General features: G+C 42.9%; 18 protein-coding genes and 1 CRISPR repeat array. Of the genes, 11 read left to right on the top strand and 7 right to left on the bottom strand.

The genetic code is table 11. The features are described 5' to 3' along the window. Positions 1-60: 60 nt before the first annotated feature. On the top strand, positions 61-1,143 hold the full coding sequence (locus CYLST_RS16920) for a hypothetical protein (protein ID WP_015208944.1): 1,083 nt from the start codon (positions 61-63) through the stop codon (positions 1,141-1,143). 832 nt (positions 1,144-1,975) lie between these two features. Then, positions 1,976-3,940: direct repeats of the CRISPR family, unit length 37 nt; unit sequence GTTGCAATTCATCAAAATCCCTATTAGGGATTGAAAC. 71 nt (positions 3,941-4,011) lie between these two features. On the opposite strand, the gene hisA is transcribed toward CYLST_RS16920, so the two are convergent. From hisA to CYLST_RS16905, 3 genes are all read right to left on the bottom strand, one after another. Further along, positions 4,012-4,785: a 1-(5-phosphoribosyl)-5-[(5-phosphoribosylamino)methylideneamino]imidazole-4-carboxamide isomerase gene (gene hisA, locus CYLST_RS16915; RefSeq protein ID WP_015208943.1), complete on the bottom strand. Its 774-nt coding sequence runs from the start codon at positions 4,783-4,785 to the stop codon at positions 4,012-4,014. A gap of 152 nt (positions 4,786-4,937) precedes the next feature. Further along, entirely contained in the window at positions 4,938-5,231 is a 294-nt protein-coding gene (locus CYLST_RS16910) for a DUF3593 domain-containing protein (protein ID WP_015208942.1), read from the bottom strand. Then, on the bottom strand, positions 5,228-5,566 hold the full coding sequence (locus tag CYLST_RS16905; RefSeq protein ID WP_015208941.1) for a DUF2499 domain-containing protein: 339 nt from the start codon (positions 5,564-5,566) through the stop codon (positions 5,228-5,230). The genes CYLST_RS16910 and CYLST_RS16905 overlap by 4 nt, the downstream gene beginning before the upstream one ends. Before the next feature lie 34 nt (positions 5,567-5,600). Here CYLST_RS16905 and csaB point away from each other — a divergent pair, with 34 nt between their 5' ends. Further along, a complete protein-coding gene (csaB, locus tag CYLST_RS16900; RefSeq protein ID WP_015208940.1) occupies positions 5,601-6,641 on the top strand; it encodes a polysaccharide pyruvyl transferase CsaB in 1,041 nt (346 codons plus the stop codon). Between the two features lie 227 nt (positions 6,642-6,868). On the opposite strand, the gene CYLST_RS32765 is transcribed toward csaB, so the two are convergent. Continuing rightward, on the bottom strand, positions 6,869-9,295 hold the full coding sequence (locus tag CYLST_RS32765; protein WP_015208939.1) for a pentapeptide repeat-containing protein: 2,427 nt from the start codon (positions 9,293-9,295) through the stop codon (positions 6,869-6,871). A 144-nt stretch (positions 9,296-9,439) separates the two neighbouring features. Here CYLST_RS32765 and CYLST_RS16890 point away from each other — a divergent pair, with 144 nt between their 5' ends. From CYLST_RS16890 to CYLST_RS32350, 4 genes are all read left to right on the top strand, one after another. Further along, the gene (locus tag CYLST_RS16890; protein ID WP_015208938.1) at positions 9,440-10,084 is read left to right on the top strand and encodes a Cap15 family cyclic dinucleotide receptor domain-containing protein; all 645 of its coding nucleotides are present in this window, start codon (positions 9,440-9,442) and stop codon (positions 10,082-10,084) included. Positions 10,085-10,366: 282 nt separating this feature from the next. Then, positions 10,367-10,549, top strand: coding sequence for a hypothetical protein (locus CYLST_RS34615; protein ID WP_157162601.1), 183 nt, complete (start codon positions 10,367-10,369; stop codon positions 10,547-10,549). A 133-nt stretch (positions 10,550-10,682) separates the two neighbouring features. Then, positions 10,683-11,546 (top strand): methyltransferase domain-containing protein, encoded by an 864-nt coding sequence (locus CYLST_RS16885; protein WP_015208937.1) that lies wholly within the window; start codon positions 10,683-10,685, stop codon positions 11,544-11,546. A 91-nt stretch (positions 11,547-11,637) separates the two neighbouring features. Then, positions 11,638-12,429 (top strand): hypothetical protein, encoded by a 792-nt coding sequence (locus tag CYLST_RS32350; protein ID WP_051056126.1) that lies wholly within the window; start codon positions 11,638-11,640, stop codon positions 12,427-12,429. 1 nt (position 12,430) lies between these two features. Here the strand turns inward: CYLST_RS32350 and pgeF are convergent, their stop codons facing one another. Further along, on the bottom strand, positions 12,431-13,207 hold the full coding sequence (pgeF, locus tag CYLST_RS16875) for a peptidoglycan editing factor PgeF (protein ID WP_015208936.1): 777 nt from the start codon (positions 13,205-13,207) through the stop codon (positions 12,431-12,433). A gap of 74 nt (positions 13,208-13,281) precedes the next feature. Between pgeF and CYLST_RS16870 the strand changes: the two genes are divergently transcribed. Both CYLST_RS16870 and CYLST_RS16865 read left to right on the top strand, forming a co-directional pair. Next, positions 13,282-14,094, top strand: a complete 813-nt coding sequence (locus tag CYLST_RS16870) for a biotin--[acetyl-CoA-carboxylase] ligase (protein WP_015208935.1) — start codon at positions 13,282-13,284, stop codon at positions 14,092-14,094. 92 nt (positions 14,095-14,186) lie between these two features. Beyond that, on the top strand, positions 14,187-15,806 hold the full coding sequence (locus tag CYLST_RS16865) for a M23 family metallopeptidase (RefSeq protein WP_015208934.1): 1,620 nt from the start codon (positions 14,187-14,189) through the stop codon (positions 15,804-15,806). A gap of 129 nt (positions 15,807-15,935) precedes the next feature. Here the strand turns inward: CYLST_RS16865 and CYLST_RS16860 are convergent, their stop codons facing one another. Beyond that, the gene (locus tag CYLST_RS16860) at positions 15,936-16,616 is read right to left on the bottom strand and encodes a riboflavin synthase (protein WP_015208933.1); all 681 of its coding nucleotides are present in this window, start codon (positions 16,614-16,616) and stop codon (positions 15,936-15,938) included. 341 nt (positions 16,617-16,957) lie between these two features. On the opposite strand from CYLST_RS16860, the gene CYLST_RS16855 reads away from it, so the two are divergent. From CYLST_RS16855 to CYLST_RS16845, 3 genes are all read left to right on the top strand, one after another. After that, on the top strand, positions 16,958-17,455 hold the full coding sequence (locus CYLST_RS16855) for a bifunctional nuclease family protein (protein WP_015208932.1): 498 nt from the start codon (positions 16,958-16,960) through the stop codon (positions 17,453-17,455). 163 nt (positions 17,456-17,618) lie between these two features. Further along, the gene (locus CYLST_RS16850; RefSeq protein ID WP_015208931.1) at positions 17,619-18,749 is read left to right on the top strand and encodes an aldo/keto reductase; all 1,131 of its coding nucleotides are present in this window, start codon (positions 17,619-17,621) and stop codon (positions 18,747-18,749) included. A 179-nt stretch (positions 18,750-18,928) separates the two neighbouring features. Then, positions 18,929-19,546, top strand: a complete 618-nt coding sequence (locus CYLST_RS16845; RefSeq protein ID WP_015208930.1) for a Uma2 family endonuclease — start codon at positions 18,929-18,931, stop codon at positions 19,544-19,546. A gap of 60 nt (positions 19,547-19,606) precedes the next feature. Here the strand turns inward: CYLST_RS16845 and CYLST_RS16840 are convergent, their stop codons facing one another. Then, on the bottom strand, positions 19,607-20,080 hold the full coding sequence (locus tag CYLST_RS16840) for a protein tyrosine phosphatase family protein (protein ID WP_015208929.1): 474 nt from the start codon (positions 20,078-20,080) through the stop codon (positions 19,607-19,609). Between the last annotated feature and the right edge of the window lie 267 nt (positions 20,081-20,347).

The raw sequence follows: 20,347 nt of genomic DNA, 5'->3' as shown, positions 1-20,347 counted from the left end.
AGATGGATAGGGGATAATTCAAAGGTTTTGATTTTAGACTTTTCAAAATAGAGGTTTGTGATGGCAGTTAAAAAACCAACTGATAAAAGCACCAAGGTAGAAATTCTTCAAGCTTATGAAGAGTTAGCCAAAGAAAAAGCGGATCTCAAATCCCAACTTGATCAAGCACTAAAAGATAAACAACCTGTAACCACAAAGGAACAGCCGAAAGTAGAACAAAAAACAGTTATGACTCAGTCTTCTACAGTTCAGCAAAAGATGAATAACACTATTGAAAGCTTGGCAAAAATCCAGTTAGGCTTTGGTAGTGCAGCTAATGAATTATCGGAACAGCTAACTACAAAAGCTTCCAAATTAGAAGAAATTAGGCAAGCTGTAGAAACTGAAGTTCAGCAATTAGTGCAATTGCATAATTTGGAGATTGCTGAAGATACCTTAGATACTCTGATTCAATCTTATGAAGATAATGATAAAGCTTATCAGGAAGAGTATAGCCAGCGCTATGAAGTATTATCTCAAGAAATATTAGAGCAAAAAAATACTTGGGAAAAAGAACAACAAGAACATCAACGAACGATTAAAGAACGGAATGAAGCGCTTAACAAAACTCGGCAACGGGATACAGCAGAATATAAATATGATTTAGAACTCCAGCGAAAATTAGCGGGTGATGAATACGAACAAGAGCAAAAAGGATTATATAAACAACTGGAAGAAATCCAACAAGAAACAGATAAATTGTGGGCTGAACGGGAGAAGACTATTGCTGAGAGAGAAAAGGAATTTGAAGAGTCTAAAGCTAAGGTAGAGGCTTTTCCGAAAGAGAAAGAAGCAGCTATTAAAAAAGCCACGGAAGAAGGTAAAGGCATTGCTCACTACCAAGCGAAGACAAAATCAGATTTGTATGGTAAGGAAGTAGAAGGGCAAAAGCGTTTTTATGAGCAGAGATTGCAATCTTTAGAACTGACGATTACTAATCAGGAAACGCGGCTTGTCAACCTCTCGAAACAATTGGAATCTGCACTTAAGCAAGTTCAGGATTTGGCTGTTAAAGCAATTGAGGGAACTTCTAATGTCAATTCCTATCAGGCTATTAAAGAAATAGCTTTGGAACAAGCAAAGAGTCAGGTGAAGAATAAATAAGCTGATTGTTAGATTTTGTCGTTTTGAGCTATGAGCGTTGGGGGGTACAGCACTGCTCATACGTGTCAACTTAAGATGAAACCCTTGTAATGGCGTTATATCAAACTTATCCAATTACCAACCAATCCCAAAGAACCCCACCCCGGTTTTGCTGACGCAAAACCTCCCCTCCCCTCTTGAGGGGAGGGGATTGAGGGGTGGGGTGAAACGTTTGTGGGACAACGGTTTGAGCTTAAGTAGACACCAATGAGTAGTGCTGTACCCCTACGAATACAGTAGGACTTACGCACCGTAAAAATTTACCCTCTTTTCACGCTTTTTTGATGCGTCTCTTTACACAACTTTCTCCGTAGGGTGCGTTCCCTAACGCACAATCTATAAGACTTTCAATGAACAAAACCTCGTACTATATTTATGGCTTTTTGTCAATGAATAAGGCTTAAATATTTTATGTATCGGCAATGGCACTAAAGTCGCTCTAGCTCGTTTTTCGGTAAAATTTGGGTATATTGGGTGGAGTATACCTAGAAACTATTAGTAACTTTTTTCCGAATCCTCTTCTAGCTTGGTTTTTGAGCGTTATTTGCGCGGATGGGTAGGTGTACAAAATCGAGTGCGAAAAAAAGTGCCTCTATCCCAATTCCCGCAAGGGTTTCCAGGCTTTTTACCAAATTTCGATCCGCGCAAACCTGGAAATGCTTGCTGTATATAGGTTTTAGCGTTTTTTATTTTCCCTCCTCTTTTCAAACGATCGCTGAAATGGTATATTTATGATCGATCCGCGCAACCGCACCTTGAAAACTACATATAGCTTGGGTTCCAGACCCCCGCAGTTGCAATTCACCAAAATCCCTATTAGGGATTGAAACGGAGTAAGCCGCCTTCAGCTTCTCTGGATTTTCAGTTGCAATTCACCAAAATCCCTATTAGGGATTGAAACAACCTTGTATATGCACGGCTAAACTCAGAGGAAAAAGGTTGCAATTCACCAAAATCCCTATTAGGGATTGAAACTAAACTGATATTATTCTCAGCATAGGATTTTTTAAGTTGCAATTCACCAAAATCCCTATTAGGGATTGAAACTGGGCACAATATACATACTTCTTTTTCGCACAGGTTGCAATTCACCAAAATCCCTATTAGGGATTGAAACGCATCCACCCAGATGTGGCGCTTCTCATATACACCGTTGCAATTCACCAAAATCCCTATTAGGGATTGAAACGCAAAGTTTCTAGGGAAGTAGACATATAAAGCGTTGCAATTCACCAAAATCCCTATTAGGGATTGAAACCAACAACAGTAGAATCTTCCACTTTGGTAATAGCAGTTGCAATTCACCAAAATCCCTATTAGGGATTGAAACGAGAACGCCGCAAAGATAATTACTGTACTTGGCGTTGCAATTCACCAAAATCCCTATTAGGGATTGAAACCCTATTAAGGGATATTTTATTGCACTAATAGACGAGTTGCAATTCACCAAAATCCCTATTAGGGATTGAAACTCCTGTGGTGTGTCGGGTGTAGCGTAAAAATTTCGTTGCAATTCACCAAAATCCCTATTAGGGATTGAAACACTACCTTGCAGTAAGCCGTAGCCTACGTCTTGTAGTTGCAATTCACCAAAATCCCTATTAGGGATTGAAACTTACTGTGTAAACCTTACTGCGTAAGAATTATAGGTTGCAATTCACCAAAATCCCTATTAGGGATTGAAACTAAATTTACTAAATCTAACAGATTTAGAACGACAAAGTTGCAATTCACCAAAATCCCTATTAGGGATTGAAACAGCTTCTCTTAATTAGCGCAAAAATCAACAGTTAAGTTGCAATTCACCAAAATCCCTATTAGGGATTGAAACTTGAGACAGTATTTTTAAGCTTATTGGTTGCCCAGTTGCAATTCACCAAAATCCCTATTAGGGATTGAAACAAGCCGCTCCCGCCAAATCGCTTGCACTTCTGGTAGTTGCAATTCACCAAAATCCCTATTAGGGATTGAAACTTCAAAGATGAATGATGGTGGACGCTGGAGGCGAAGTTGCAATTCACCAAAATCCCTATTAGGGATTGAAACCAAACTTATTAACCTTGCCAGATGAATTGAGCAAGTTGCAATTCACCAAAATCCCTATTAGGGATTGAAACCTGGAGTAGCTGCAACAACCTGCACATTACCACGTTGCAATTCACCAAAATCCCTATTAGGGATTGAAACTACCTTGCTCTGTTCCTACCTGCGCTACTGGCGAATAGTTGCAATTCACCAAAATCCCTATTAGGGATTGAAACGAAAATCTTAAAGAGTCCATTGTGAAGCTGCGAGTAGCGTTGCAATTCACCAAAATCCCTATTAGGGATTGAAACCTGATGAATAACCAAGACAGTGCAGTGCTGATAAGTTGCAATTCACCAAAATCCCTATTAGGGATTGAAACACTTTAAAAACATCTATCTATGTAAGTGGTGAGTTGCAATTCACCAAAATCCCTATTAGGGATTGAAACACCGCTCCGCCACTTCAGCTATTAAATCATACCAGTTGCAATTCACCAAAATCCCTATTAGGGATTGAAACCCAGAAGCTGCTGCAAAATTGAGATTATTTCCAGGTTGCAATTCATCAAAATCCCTATTAGGGATTGAAACTACCAATTGAAACATTGGCGTAGGCAGTAGTGCTGTTGCAATTCATCAAAATCCCTATTAGGGATTGAAACAACCAAGCCGCCAAACTCCAAACATCCGCGATGTTGCAATTCATCAAAATCCCTATTAGGGATTGAAACGTTAAGAAAAGGTGCATTAGCCAGAATCATAACGCACCCTACAGGTTGGATATTTTTTAAATTACAAGTTTCTAAGCGAAAGCGGAAAAATCTAGATTGGGGGGAATATCTTGAATGCGCCCTGGGCCGATAGCTCGCAATGCTTCGCTGAGGGCAATATCTCCAGTGTACAGGGCTTTACCGACAATTACACCTGTGACTCCTTGGGGTTCTAATGCTAATAGACTCAATAAATCGGTAACAGAACTGACGCCACCAGAAGCGATTACAGGAATGGTTATTGCGCCGGCGAGTTCTCGCAAAGCGTCTAGGTTGGGGCCTGAGAGGGTACCATCACGGTTGATGTCGGTGTAAATGATGGCGGCTGCGCCTAATTCTTGCATTTGCACTGCTAGTTGGGTGGCTAAAACTTCTGAGGTTTCTAACCAACCACGAGTTGCGACTAGTCCGTTACGGGCATCTATGCCGATAATAATCTTTCCGGGGAATTCTTGGCAGAGTTCTTGCACTAGCTGGGGTTGTTCTACGGCGATGGTGCCGAGTATGCCCCATTGGATGCCAAGATCAAATAATTGTTGTATGCTGGAGCGATCGCGCAATCCGCCGCCGACTTCAATGGGAACTGATACAGATTTAGCGATCGCTTCAATTGCGCCAATATTAACTATCTTACCGGCTTTTGCCCCATCTAAATCAACTATGTGCAGTCTGGTCGCACCTTGATCTACCCATACTTTAGCAATATCTACTGGGTTCTCGCTGAATACTTGCGATTTTTCATAGTCTCCCTGATACAGTCGCACACAACGACCTTCGAGTAAATCAATTGCTGGTATTACGTCCATTTAATTGTGCGTCCTAGTTAAGATTTTCATGGGTTAACCTTTATAGTCAACCCTATTACTACTGCGTGCATTTATTTTTTCGTCCTAGTTAAGATTTTGACCTCGCTTCCATTCCTCTCTCCGCAACGGAGAGAGGCTTTGAATTGAAAATGCTAATTTTTGGTTTTTAGTTGCTGCACAGCTTGGCGAAAACCCACCACAATCAAGATGTTAGACAGGGTTAAAAATACTTCTGCACTGCCATGTAACCAATCGACATTTGCTAGAGAATTTCCATAATGGACTAGGGCATAAATCCCTGCCGGAATGGTGACGGCGACAAATACCAAAGTGCCGTAAAATCCATATAGTGCTAAACGCGGCATTTGCGGACTGCGGCTAATGAACCACAAGAAACCCAAATAGGGAAATAAGGAAAGGGCAAATAGGGTTTCTTTTGAGATCATGGCTTTGATTTGATAGGTTGGGCGGTAATTGTGTCTTTAGCAGACTTGGTGGAACGCCAAATCCACACGGCTGCTGCCCAAAGGGTAAAATTACCAACTAAGGTCATGGTAGCTTGCAGCGTGACCATCCATTCTAGTGATTCGGCGTTGTCGAAATAATGCCAAGTACAGGCACACATGGCGCTGATTAAAGCTGGTAACATGGCTAGGGACAATGCCCACCAACTGCGGTTGCCGGTGAGTTCACCATAAGTCCAGATTAACCAAATGGCGGCTATCCACTCAATGACGCTAGAAATATGAATAATCCAGGTGGGGATTGAAAGGGCGTGCATAATAATTCAAAATTCAAAATTCAAAATGAGGAAGATGCGGGCGTTATTGTCTGGGTATTATGGCAAGGGTAATGGGGGTGACGAGGCTTTATTGGCGACGCTTTTGCAAATGCTACCACCTCACGTAACGCCTGTGGTGCTTTCGGGGAATCCTGAGGAAACGCAACGGTGCTATGGTGTGGAAAGCTATAACCGCATGGCTTTTTTACCTGTGCTGCAAGCGTTGCGTGCTTGTGATGCATTTATTTGGGGTGGTGGGAGTTTAATTCAAGATGTGACTAGCACTATTAGCCCTTTTTATTATGGGGGGTTGATGGCTTTGGCGCAGAGAATGGGTTTGAAGACTGTGGCTTGGGGGCAGGGAATTGGGCCTTTATTGCGATCGCCTACTCGCATTTTAGCAAAGCAGACTTTTGGCGGTTGTACTAAGGTTAGTGTACGCGATCGCGCCAGTGCTGCTTTATTAGCTGATTGGGGAATTCCTTTTTTGCTGGCACCTGACCCGGTTTGGGCGCTAGAATCGAAGCCAGTACCGGGATTGTGGGATTTGCCGGCGCCGAGAGTTGCTGTAATATTGCGATCGCATCCCCAACTCACCCCAACCCGTTTAGCAAACTTAACTCGCGCCTTAGTGGATTTCCAAAAAGCCACGCAGACTTTTATTTTACTACTACCGTTTCAAAAAAGTGAAGATTTAACTATTGCTGAAGCTATCCAGCCGCAACTCCCAGAAGTCAGCAAGATACTGTGTTTGGAAGATCCACAGCTTTTAAAAGGTGTGTTTCGGGGTGTAGAAATGGCGATCGGCATGCGTCTACACAGTTTAATTATGGCTGCTGCTGAAGGTTGTCGCTGTTTTGCCCTCAGTTATGATCCTAAAGTAAATCGGTTGATGGAAGATTTAGCAATGCCAGGATGGGATTTAGCGAATTTACCAGATGACGCGAATTTAATTAGTATGGCTTGGATGGAACATTACGCCAATGGTGAGCCATTATCACCTGAGCAAATACAATCTTTAGTAGATAGGGCATTAATGCATCGTGAGTTGTTAAAAGAAGCATTTTCATTCTAAACATAACCTGCTTAGAATTGAAGAAGCCCTGGTGAATAGAATAGAGCGTCCAGCACGCTTCGCGAACGCGGCTATACAGACAAAACCCACCTCCGTGGGTTAAAAAATCCTTCATTTTGCATTAGTCCACGGAGGTGGACTTTGCTTGTGTAGCAGCGAATTCTATTCGCCTAATACTCAGAATTCATTCTGAGGCGGTTGTTGACAATGAAATAGCCCTGATTGCATTATAAAGGTGTTAAGGGCCCTAAAACAAGAACCTTGTTTTCTGCCAGATGCATAAATTCCCTCACTGCTCCGGTTTGTGAGACAACAAAAACAAATGCATTTAACTCAGATACAGTGCAGAGTCTAGCAGCAGAACGATGCCTTGTACCATATTCCTTCGATTCCCATCTGTTTGCATTAGGGTTTTTATCGAGTGATTTTAAATAATTTGGTTCTAACAAAAGATCGATTAATTTTTGTCGCCCCAAAAGTTTATTTATATCGTTAGGTATATTTTGATTTATCAAAGGAGTATTAAAATCTGTTTTTACTTTATATTCAAAATACTTAAACTTTTTTGAATCAATATCGTCTTTAACTTTCACTTCCCCTCCAAAACCAATTAAATTTAAATATTGATCAAAAAGAATATTGCCATCTATAGTTGATAAATTAGCTATTAGGTCTATGTATTGGATTAGGTTATGATAACTTTCAAGTAAATCATTATCGTTAAATAAGCCTCTATTAAATGAATCTTGTCCCCTTCCATAGCTGGTACGATACTGATAATATTTGTAAAAAAAATCTATAACGGGGTTCCTATAATTTTCGTCTCGATTGGGTTGATGGAAATAAGATATATCCAAATATGGATCTTCTCCTTGTTGTATATTTGATGAAACTATAACAAACTGCCCTCCACGATTGCGATTGACTACCAATTTAAGAATACGACGCCAGACTCTTTGGATAATTTTAACTATCTCAAAAAATTTATTAAACTCTTCTGATTTATTATTACTACCTATTTCATGTTTTTTAATAATTTTGGCTGCTATTTCAAAAAAACATATATTTACTAGAGGATTTTGAACTGCATCAGCATTGATTTTAACTTCTCCTCCAGTCAATTCTAATTGTCTTTTTGAACCATTTGGCAGGTTAAATAATATGTGGATATTGCCTGGATTTTCAATAATTATAAAAATACCGACTAAATTTGTCTTGCTTTCTAACAGTTCACCAAATAGTTCGTCATGATTATTTATTTGAACTATTCCAGTAATCTGAATATCAGAATTCTCTTTTTCAACAATAAGAGCGCCAACTTTCTGCGGAATGCCAATACCCATGCGAGAAAGAGTAGAAATATGGTCTAACTTAATTTTAATAGGTTCATTGAATTTGACAATTAAATTTTTTTGAGCAGATTTATCTGGTTTTAAAGGTATATATATTTGAAATTTTGGATATCTAGATTCTTCTTTTTTGAAGGTTGCCAAAAAAGCCATCTTTATAATTTTTCTTAAGTTATCATCCGTTAAATCAAATTCTAATCTTTCGTCATTTATTATCCTTTGAATTAATTGCCACAACTTATCTAATTCATTCAGGTTTTCTACTGTTTCCTGATTTGGTGAAATATTATTGTCTTCAACTGGAAGATTATTTAGATCGAATCCTTCTGCTTGAGCCAAATTAGTATTACGTAGGTTTGCTTTTCTTAATCGTTCAAACTTCGGTAGTGTGGCTCCACTCAGGTTGGCTCCACTCAGGTTGGCTCCACTCAGGTTGGCTCCACTCAGGTCGAATCCACTCAGGTTGACGCCACTCAGGTTGACGCCACTTAGGTCGAATCCACTCAGGTAGGCTCCACTCAGGTAGGCTGCATTCAGGTAGGCTCCACTCAGGTAGGCTGCACTCAGGTAGGCTCCACTCAGGTAGGCTGCACTCAGGTCGGCTGCACTCAGGTAGGCTCCTCTCAGGTCGGCTGCACTCAGGTCGGCTCTACTCAGGTCGGCTCTACTCAGTCTGGCTCCACTCAGGTCGGCTCCACTCAGGTCAGCTCCACTCAAGTAGGCTCCTGTCAGATAGGCTCCACTCAGGTCGGCTTGACTCAGGTTGGCTTGACTCAGGTTGGCTTGACTCAGTTTGGCTTGACTCAGTTTGGCTTCACTCAGGTAGGCTCCACTCAGGTCGGCTCCTCTCAGGTCGGCTCCACTCGGGTAGGCTCCACTCAGGTCGGCTCCTCTCAGGTTGGCTCCTCTCAGGTTGGCTTGACTCAAGTTGGCTTGACTCAGGTTGGCTCCAAACAGGATGGCTCCACTCAGGTCGGCTCCACTCAGGTTGGCTCCACTCAGGTTGGCTTGACTCAGGTTGGCTTGACTCAGTTTGGCTCCAAACAGGATGGCTTCACTCAGGTTGGCTCCACTCAGGTTGGCTCCACTCAGGTTGGCTTGACTCAGGTTGGCTTGACTCAGTTTGGCTCCAAACAGGATGGCTTCACTCAGGTTAGCTTGACTCAGGTTGGCTCCACTCAGGTTGGCTCCCAACAGGTCGGCTCCCAACAGGTCGGCTCCCAACAGGTCGGCTCCTCTCAGGTCAACACCAGAAAAATCTCGCTCTCCGCCTGCATACCGGCTCAAAAATTCGTTTGCATCCATATTCTTAAACAGTAAAATTTTTGATTATCCTGACTCAAAGAACACCTGACAGGTAAATATCAGAGCAGTTAGTAATTTACTATAGATGAAATCCATTAGCTTTGGTATAATTTTTGTATCCGGCAATATACTGCATTAATATATATGCACACTTATGCTACAGATGCCAAAGATAGAGAATTGATTCCCTTATGGCTCGCTGCTGCGGCTGTAGCTGCAACACTACTGCTTAACTATGTATTAAAAGTTCTAAATTTACAGGTTCCCTGGTGGGTAGATGCACCTTCAGTGATGGGATTTTATGGTTTGTTTTATCAGTTATTTGATGAATTTCTCTGGAGACAGAAAATAGGAATTTTGGGTTTCTCTGAGATACCAAACCTGCGAGGTACTTGGGTAGGAGTAATCAAATCTTCCTATCAGGGTGGTACAGAGTTTCCCGGTGTCATTCTCAATGTTCGTCAAACTTGGTCAAAAATTAGTGTCCAACTAGAAACAGAGAAATCTAAATCCAAATCAATCATGGCTGCTGTTTGTACAGAATCTGCTCCTGAACCTGGTTTGAAATATGAATACAGTAATGACCCTAATCCATTCAACACGCAGGGAATGAATACCCACAAAGGTATAGTAAATCTAGTTTTAAGTTCAGATAAAAAAACACTTAAAGGTAACTATTTCACTAGCCAAACACGTCAGACTTACGGTGAAATGGTCTTTGAGCGCGTGTCTAATCAATACCTGACACGTCAAGAGGCATTAAGAAACGTAAACAATTCTGTTCCTTAGTCAAGAACAAACGAAACCCTTTTAAAATCTCGTTTCCAGCCGCTATCCTACGGTGTATACACAAGTCACTCTCAATGCAATTTATGGTTGTGTGAACAAAGTCAATAAAACCTCACCCTGGTTATGCTACGCAAAACCTGTCCCTCTCCTTCGCAAGGAGAGGGATGTCCGTCAGGACAGGGTGAGGTTTTTCAGATAACTTGTGTGTACACCGTAGTCTTCTGTCTGGGAATGCCTACTCCAGGGCTGCTGCCTTCAGTATCAGCGGCAGAACCGCAATGAATGCATTCCCACTCTGTGACTCTTAACGAGATAAAAACCCGTCCCTCTCCTTGGCAAGGAGAGGGATGTCCGTCAGGACAGGGTGAGGTTTTTCAGATAACTTGTGTGTACACCGTAGTCTTCTGTCCGGGAATGCCTACTCCAGGACTGCTGCCTTCAGTATCAGCGGCAAAGCTGCAATGAATGCATTTCCACTCTGTGACTCTTAACGAGATAAAAGTGTCTGAGCTTTACGCTTATCGTGTAGTTTGTAAATGTAGCTGACAACCGATTAATATTAATCCTGAATTTCACCAAGTCTCACCATCATTACTCAATGCCTAAGCCAAAATCAATCCAGATTCCCAAACCGACGCGTTACCAAAATGCAGCGATAGATTACTATATGGGGCTGACTGGTTCCTCCTATCTCCATTACGGGTATTGGGAACCGCTACCGAGTCCGGGAGAAGAATTGACTCTAACTCGCCTCCGTGCGGCACAGGAGGCTTATGCAGCCAAGCTGTTGAGTTTCATTCCGGGGGATACAAACACTATTCTTGATGTCGGTTGTGGAATCGGTGGCAATGCGGCATACTTACTTGATCGCGGTTTCACCATTGAGGGACTAGCACCCGATCCGCTTCAGCAAGAGAGATTTATCCAGAATACTAATGGTAAAGCACCTTTCCACTTAACGATATTTGAAGATTTTCGCTCCCAGAAATGCCACGATCTAATTTTGTTTAGCGAAAGTAGCCAATATATTGCGGCTAAGGATATAGCTCAAGGTGCAGCACGTCTGCTGAATAGTGGTGGCTATCTGCTGCTTGCGGATATGATGCGCTCTGATGCCGAATATAAAGATGGTATTTTTTCTAATTGTCATGTGGCCAAAGAACTTGAAGTGGCAATGGTGCAGGCTGGTTTTAAGTTAATTAAGTCTGAGGATATCTCAAAAGCGATCGCACCGACGATTGACTTGTGTCTTGACACTTTCCAGACTTTTGGGCTGACTACAATTAAATATATTGCCGATATTGTGGCGATCGCAGTTCCACCGATACACCGACTCGGAAGTTTGCTGTTTAAACGCTGGTTAGAAAAGCCAATTGCTGAGGGGTTAGCAGCACGCACAATTTTTGACCGCCATCTTTGTTATGAAATCCAACTTTGGCAGTTGTCAGAAACAGGTGATTAACTTTTTTTCCGCACTTAATTGCTGGGCCGATTTTGCACCATAGCGAGACAATCCCCCAAGTATTGATGATGCCGGGGAATTGCTGGGGACAATGGCGGGAATGAAGGGACTGGCATTAACAGAAGGATATCAGACTAGCCTGCAATGGCTGACGGCTTTCGGGGTCAAGTTTCAGGAGAGTTACCCCTATATGCCAGGTAAAGACAAGTTGATTGTCCTTGTGGGACTAATGCTTTGGGTTGTGTTGCTGCCAAATACACAGCAAGTTATGCAGTGGTTTCAACCTAAGTGGTGGTGGGCGGTAGGTGTGAGTGCGATCGCATTTTACTGCCTACGATCACTCAATCAAGTTATCAAGAACTTCCAAGCAGTCATATCCAGCTATTTGCGAAAAGAAGACCGATATAAAAACTATCAGATATCGAATCAGCGACTTAAAGACTTGAGGACAATTATTGACACCTGTCGTCAGCGAAACATTCCTGTCAAAGTCTTTTTTTTACCGACACACGCTGTGCAGTTGCAAACTTTGCACATAGCTGGCTTGTCGTCAGTATATCAACAGTGGCAGCGAGAGGTTGTCAAAATTATCCCCACGTGGGATTTCTCTGGGTATAGTCAAATCAACACAGAGCCTCTGAGTGGTGAAATGAAAAATTACGTAGATGGTGCTCATTTTCAGTATCGGATTGCCGATTTGATTTTGAACAGAATGTTTCAGTACCAGCTGGAAACTGTGCCTTCAGATTTTGGAGTACTGCTGACACCAGAGACGATTGAACCTCATTTGGCTGCCGTTCGTGCTGATCAAATTGTCTGGCAAAAAAATCACCCCAAGATGATCAAATTTGTGCAGGATCTGTATGCTAAGGCTAATCGTTGAATTAGGCAATGCTGACAATGCCTGACCATTGCACCTTTTTTTCTCGCTCCCGACGGTAAGAAAAGAAATGCTCTGGAGTTTGGAAAGTACAATAAGGGGCGATCGCAACTTGTTCGGCACTAATTCCCAGCATATCTATTTGTAAAGCATTTACCCGCCTCACATCTAGCCGCACCTTACCCGGTTGAGAATCTGCAAGCATTGGTGAATTGGGTAAATCATGCAAAGCAGCGACAATCGTTTGCGGGTCTTCATCTGGTGTAATAGTGCTACCAATTTCCGCAGCCACTTCTACAGAAACTTGGTAAACCTCACCAGCAATGGCAGGCCCCATTGCGATGCGTAAATCATCCAATTTGCTGCCTTGAGCTTGCAGCCGTGCGATCGCTTGAGGGACAATCTTGGCTGCTGTACCCCGCCATCCCGCGTGTACAGCTGCCACCTGTCCAGTTTTCACATCCCCAATCAGCACGGGTGTACAATCAGCCGAAGCTACCCACAAAGCTTGTAGAGGCTGTTCGCTAATTAACCCATCCGCCAACGCCAGCTCATTTTCGCTTGTATTTAACTTACTATCAACTTCTTGGGGAGTGAGAACAGTATTGCCATGTACCTGTTGTAAGCGATAGACTAAAGCCTCTGGTTGCAACACTTTTGTCAACTCTTGTGGTGATCGAGGCCAAAACTGCTGGGTAAAGAAGCCGTGATGCCAAAGTTCTAAGAGACTACAAGTCAGGTAGGGCAGCCCTTCGTCATTGCGCCAGTGCCAAGTGTGCATCTTCAACCAAACCTAAACAGAAAATCAAAATCCAATTAATGCTAACTTGAACAACGGGATTTGGGGGAACTGGTGTGAGATTTGATCAGCAACTTGTGGTAAATGCGCTGAAAGCAGCGCGTGAGTCTCCATATTTACCATTTTCTCTACACATTTTTGATAGCCTCTGCTCAACCAACCAAACCCTCTGGGAACTGCTCAACCAAGGCGCAGAATCAGGATGCGTCGTCATTGCCACTCAACAAACTGCTGGACGGGGGCAATGGGGTCGTCAGTGGGTTTCTCCTACTGGGGGACTATACCTTTCGGTGGCGATCGCTCCTAAACTAGATGCAACCAACAGCTACCAGCTAACATTAGCCAGTGCTTGGGGAATTGCGGCACAATTACAAAAGTGCGGCGTGAGCGTAGGCATAAAATGGCCCAATGATTTAATCTTGAATGATCGCAAACTCGGCGGCATTTTGACTGAAACCAAAGTCAACAAAGGACAAATCACCCAAGCAGTGATTGGCGTTGGCATTAACTGGGCCAACCCAGTACCATCCACTGGAATCAACCTGGAATCGTGGCAAGGTTCCGATCATTCTCGACCAATCTCTTGTCTGGAAATGCTAACCTCCACAGTTTTACTAGGAATAGAATCCGGTATCGAGTGCCTTTGCCAAGAAGGAATAAACATCCTCTTGTCTCGCTATCTCGATTTGCTGATAAACATGGGTGATCAAGTTGATGTCAATCATCTTTCAGGGACTATAGTTGGGGTGACAACTCAGGGTAATCTCCGGTTAAGAATGGCAGCTTATGATACAGATGAACTAATAACACCAGAAATTTCTGTCGAACCCGGTACAATCAGTCTGGGTTACCGCAAATCTTCTGTTTAATTATTTTAGGTTTGTTCAAAATTTCGCTCTTTAGGAAGACAAACCACTAGCCTCATCTCTTTAGGCTTATTTACACACAATTGAGAGAACTAATGACGCAGCGCAATAAATCTGCCCATAAAAGTCTGTATTACTCATGGCAGCAAGGTTTAATGGCAAAACGCTTTGCATCTACGCTACCAGCACAGAGCCTCTGTTGGTTGAGCAGCTTTAGCCTCCTAAGTGGTGGCTTCGTGTTTGCCCAAACGGATACATCAATAGACAACATCGTTCCGACTATTGAAAATTCCCAGCCAACAGCAGTTACGATTCCAGTAATCAAAGACACTGCTGCGCCTTCATCAGATCGACCACAATCAGATTTTTCTGAACGGCGAGCTAGACTCAAAAAGAGACTCAGCCGAGAAAATGTTTCCCAGTCAACAGCGCCAGTCAGGCAGTTTAAACCGAAAATTGAGCCTGAAGAGTCTACACCTGTTGTGATCTTCTCCAGACCCAAGGCAGAAACTTCGCGGGTTGCTCCTCGGCTGAGACAGGCAAAACTAAAAATTCCTGCTCGCACCGCACCTGAGAAGCCACCAGAAATTGCCCAACCAGTAAATAACTCCAACAGCACTGTCAGAGCCACGACGGGGAAAAACAAGGATTATAATAACGCCTATATTGACCCCACCGATTACAGCAGCGGTACCACGGCTAACTATCAAGCCCCCAACTCTGTGGTACTGACAGAACGCTCTAGCGGTTGTCGAACTATTTTATCATCGGGGCAAAGTGTATCAGGTGGAGCTTGCGCCAAAGCACCTCAAACGAACCGTGTAGCTAATTCTGAGGGCAAATCAGCCCCCAGTTGGCTTAAAAGAAGTGAAACCGCTAGCTTAGTTAAAGTATCACCAGTCCGGCAATTAGCAACTAATGTCAGCAACGTTAGCAATGTTAGCAATCTTCGGAATTTCCACAATGTCAGCAATGTCAGCAACCTGAGCAATGGGGGCTGGCGTGCTTCTCGGATTGATTCTGGTAATGTCACCAAGAGCACCTATCGCCCGAATCGGTTTATTCCTAACCCTGGTGAATTCGCCACCACCACCGTGAGTGCTTCTCCCATCGCCCCTAGTGGTGGTACACTACCCCCACCAATGGCAGACGGCAACGTTGCACCCCGTCCTAGCACTGTGTCTTACGAATTTTCCCTAGCATCAGTCTTGCCGCAAATTCCTTATACTGGTGCAGTGGCTTACCGTGGCGGTGGAATGGTGTTTCCGCTTTCTGTTCCATCTCCTATTACTTCTTTGTTTGGGTGGCGCGTTCATCCAATTACAGGCGATCGCCGTTTCCATGCTGGTACAGACTTGGGTGCGCCTACAGGAACACCAGTGTTGGCAGCTGGTAAGGGTCAAGTGGAAACTGCTAACTGGATGGGTGGTTACGGTTTAGCCGTTGTGATTAACCACAATTCGGCACAACAAACACTCTACGCTCACATGTCAGAAATCTTTGTGCAACCCGGACAGCAGGTAGAACCAGGAACTGTGATTGGGCGGGTTGGTAGCACTGGAAACTCCACAGGTCCCCACCTGCACTTTGAAGTCCGTCACCTGACACAAGATGGTTGGGTTGCTGCTGATCCTGGGGTGCAATTACAAAGTGGACTGAGCCAATTGGTTCAATCTTTACAAACAGCCCAGGTAACTCAGCAACCAGGTAGTTAAGAATGGCTAATGGGTAATGGCTAATGGCTAATGGCTAATGGCTAACACAAGTTAATCACCTCTTAGACAATTACCAATTACCCATTACCTTTTTCCCAATTACCTTTTTCCCAATTACCCATTACCAATTTACAAATATCCGTTTTCTGTTAGAAATGCGGGTGTAATAGCATCACCACTGTAATCATCTGGATCTTGGTCTTGTCGGTTGCCAGGATAAAGGAATTTTTCCACATATTTACCGAGAATATCTCCTTCTAAATTCACCCAACTGCCAGGAACTAAACAGTTGAGATTTGTCTCGGCATAGGTGAGGGGAATAACCGCCACAGTGAACTGGGAAATTTCTGGCTGATATGTAGCTACTGTGAGACTGATGCCATTGACGGCGATGCTACCTTTGGGGACAATATAGCGGGCGATCGCATCCGGTGCAGCAAATGTCATTTCCCAAGAACTAGCTGTTTGTTCCGCCGAGAGCAATCTACCAATGCCGTCTACATGGCCCATCACAAAATGACCGCCGACTTTACCCCCCACCCGCAGCGACGTTTCTAAGTTGACATATCTCTGTGGGGTTTGCTCTCTGCCTAAAGTGCTGCGGCGCAGGGTTTCCGGTGAAGCAGTGGCGATAAACCCGTCTTCTAAAACTTCTTCCACAGTCAGGCAAACACCATCTACTGCCACACTATCACCATAAGCTAAATCTTGGGTAATGCTTTCTGATGCTTGGCTGACACAAGTAATCTGCCAAGAATCGCCCCCTAGGGGTTGCATAGTACCTAATGCTTGGATTAATCCTGTAAACACGGCTTTTTTGTCAAACTAACTCTATTTATTGCCTAATTTTGCATGAAATCAACTGGTAATTCTCACAAAGAATGTAAAGAATCCTAGTATAATTTCCCACTTTTTAAAATATGGGGATATTAACACATTAACATCATTCACAAGGCATACTTGGGTAAGAAGGTGATTGCCTCGGTAGACCAATTAGATTTACTCTGGTATTCACCTCAAGGAAAGGAGTTTAATAGAAGCAATTATAGAGAATAAAAGCCTATGTTTATTCCCGTCCCCAAAACAGCTTGTCAATGGTATTATTTGTTACATAGCGCCCAATCGCTCAAAGGATTGTAGAGGCTTAGTCAATGATTGAAATGAAAGTTGCTGGCATAGCATTAGATGCCATAACCCGCAGCCCGATTGTACTTTTGAAGGATGCTTCAGATCGTCGCGCTTTGCCAATTTATATCGGTCAGGAACAAGCTAGGGCAATTATGGGTGCGCTAGAAAATCAGAAGCCGCCCCGACCCTTAACCCACGACCTGATTATGAATATTCTAGAGACATGGAACATGACTCTAGAGCGGGTTATCATTCATTCCCTGCAAAAAGATACATTCTATGCAGCGTTGATTGTCCAGCAAGGCGATGTCAAAAAAGAAATTGACGCCCGTCCTAGCGATGCGATCGCCGTTGCTCTACGTACAAATACGCCTATTTGGGTAATGGAGGAAGTAGTGGCTGATGCTTCGATCCCCGTTGACCGCGACGCTGATGAAGCTGAACAAGAAGCCTTCCGCGAATTTATTTCCAATATCCGTCCTGAGGATTTAATCAAGCGCTTTGGTAATGGCGACAGCTAGAAAGGTGCTGCAAAATGGGTGCCGAGTAATGGGTGCTGAGTGCTGATAAATAAAGAAGAAACAATAAAGAATTAAATAATTAATAATGAAGAAGTTACAACAATTTCTTCATTTTCTTCATTATTTAATCTTCAATCTTCACTCAGCATTCAGGACTTAAATCATGCAACACCGTCGTTTTGGAAAAACAAATCTCCACCTCTCGGTTTTTTCCTTGGGAACAATGCGCTTCTTGGCCGATGCCGAAAACGCTGAGGAGACCATTGCCAAAGCCTTGTCTCTAGGAATTAATCATCTAGAAACAGCCAGAGGTTACGGCAAAAGTGAGGAGTATCTTGGTGGGGCGCTAAAAGGTGGGTTGTCAGTACCCCGAACGGGGCTTCACATCACCACCAAAATTCCCCCCACAGCCGATGCTGACACCATGCGTCGGTATATCGATGAATCTCTGGAACGATTGAATCTAAATTATCTAGATTGCTTAGGTATTCATGGCTTGAACACTTGGCAACATTTGGAGTGGGTGCAAACTAAGGACGGCTGTATGCAAGCGGTGCAAGAAGCAGTTGCAGATGGTCGGGTGCGACACGTAGGTTTTTCTACCCACGCACCATTAGAGATAATTTTGGCTGCAATCAATACAGATTTATTTGAATTTGTCAATCTGCATTATTACTATTTTTTCCAACGCAACGCCCCAGCAATTCAACTAGCAGCTGATAAGGACATGGGTGTTTTGATCATTTCCCCCGCAGATAAGGGAGGAAAACTTTACACACCACCCCAAACCCTGAAAGATCTGTGTCAGCCATATTCACCTCTAGAGTTAAACTATCGATTTTTGCTGAGTGACAACCGCATTACTACTCTGAGTGTCGGCCCAGCAAATCCAGAAGAATTAATTGACCCGTTGAGAGTTGCTGACAGTGGTGACAATTTAACATCAGCAGAGAAAGCTATTTTTGATAATTTGGAAAATCAGCAAAAAACTGCTTTAGCAACTGATAAATGTAGTCAGTGTTATGCTTGTTTACCCTGCCCAGAAAATATCAATATCCCTGAAGTATTGAGATTAAGAAATTTAGCAGTAGCTTACAATATGAAAGATTATGGGCAATATCGTTATGGGATGTTTGAAAATGCCGGTCATTGGTTCCCAGGAATGAAAGCAAGCCGCTGTACAGAATGCGGTGATTGTTTACCCAGATGTCCAGAAAATTTAGATATTCCTGATTTGTTAAAAGATGCTCATGAGCGATTAAATGGGAAAGCGGGGAGAAGATTGTGGGGTTAATTTATATTTTTTTAAATCCTCATGTATTATTGGTGAATATAGAATGCCGGACGAATAGAAGTCGCGGCACTTTCCGCAAAGTCCGCCTGCGCGGACTAAAAAAATTAAAAAATTGAGTTTTACGCCAGATTTAGTATTTAGGCTAAAATGTTTATTAGACATCGCTTTCAGGTAAAAATATGCAAATAACAGAACAGCGATATTACACCGCAGAAGAATATCTGGAATTAGAAGAAGCTGCTGAATACAAAAGCGAATATATTGACGGTCAAATTATTCCTATGGCAGGTGGAACAGTAAATCATAACCGAATCGCAGGTAATTTCTATGCTGGGTTGAACATTGCATTCAGACAGCAAGAATATGAAGTCTTTAACAGCGATATGCGTCTATGGATACCCCAAAAGCGAATCTACACTTATCCAGATGTGATGATTGTGGCGGGTGAACCAGAATTTTTCAACAACCGCCAAGATATAATTCTGAACCCACAGGTAATTATTGAGGTTTTGTCTAAATCTACCAAAGCCTATGACCGCGAGGATAAATTTGAGGCTTACCGCACAATTCCTACTTTCCAAGAATATCTGTTAATTGACCAAAACCGGATTCATGTAGAGCAATTCTCTAAAAGTGGCAAGAAGCGATGGACGTTGTGTGAGTATGACGAAGAAGATGTAGCGATCGCACTATCCTCAGTTCCTTTTGAAATTTCACTGCAAGATTTATACAACAAGGTGAAGTTTGAGGTTGTTGCGTCACAAGGGGAAAGTACTGATGCTGAGGGATTGGGGTAAGAGTGCGATGGGCTAAACTTGTACAAAGCACCTTCTACCCCATCCCATTGATTAGCTGAATCAGCTAGCATGTACGGCTATCTTTGCATGTTTGTTAACATAGTCTACAAATAATTGCCTCAGCCGGGGACTAACTCTCATGTCTTCAAAAAATCCAAAGCCGAGATTTCTCGCCTTTGCGAAGGCTTGCTCTGATGTTAATCCTTCTTGAATAGCGATACTCAACAGTGCAATTCCAGTCGAGCGCATACCTGCTGCACAATGCACCACGGCTGGTTTAGGGATTTGTTCTAGTGTCGTGAGAATTTTGGTAATTAACTCTTCGTTCATCGCTTCCAGCTTGAGTGGAACATGCGCGTAATGCAACCCCAACCCTTCAGCTAGCTGTTGCTCATTCTGCGAAAATCCTAGCTCATCAGGCGATCGCAAATTCAGCACAGACTTAAAACCTTCTTGAATAGCTTGCTCTAGCTGTGTTGGGATAACTTGTCCTGTTGTCGTCAAGTTTTCATTAATCCGGATTACGTTGTTCACATTTACTCCTTTTGATTCTCTGATTTCTTCTAACTTGGCAAATACTCTTTTCAGCTAGCTATGAGCAGCTATTTTCAGTAAAAAACCTAAATCAGCCAAATTTAACCAGTTAATACTTGATTACTGCCAAATTTGCCTTTTAAGGTTGGTTATTTTATTGTTCTATCCATAATATACGGTAAGTCTATCGACAAACTGGTGATTAAAACAAATAATACATTTTTCCGGTAGTATTACCGAAATTTATGTTCTGATGATATTTTGAGC

Origin of the sequence: Cylindrospermum stagnale PCC 7417 (genome assembly GCF_000317535.1) — a bacterium.
In the GTDB taxonomy this organism is placed as follows: Bacteria; Cyanobacteriota; Cyanobacteriia; order Cyanobacteriales; family Nostocaceae; genus Cylindrospermum; species Cylindrospermum stagnale.
Note: the sequence above shows the minus strand (reverse complement) of the source record. Positions and strands in the feature narration are given on the sequence as shown.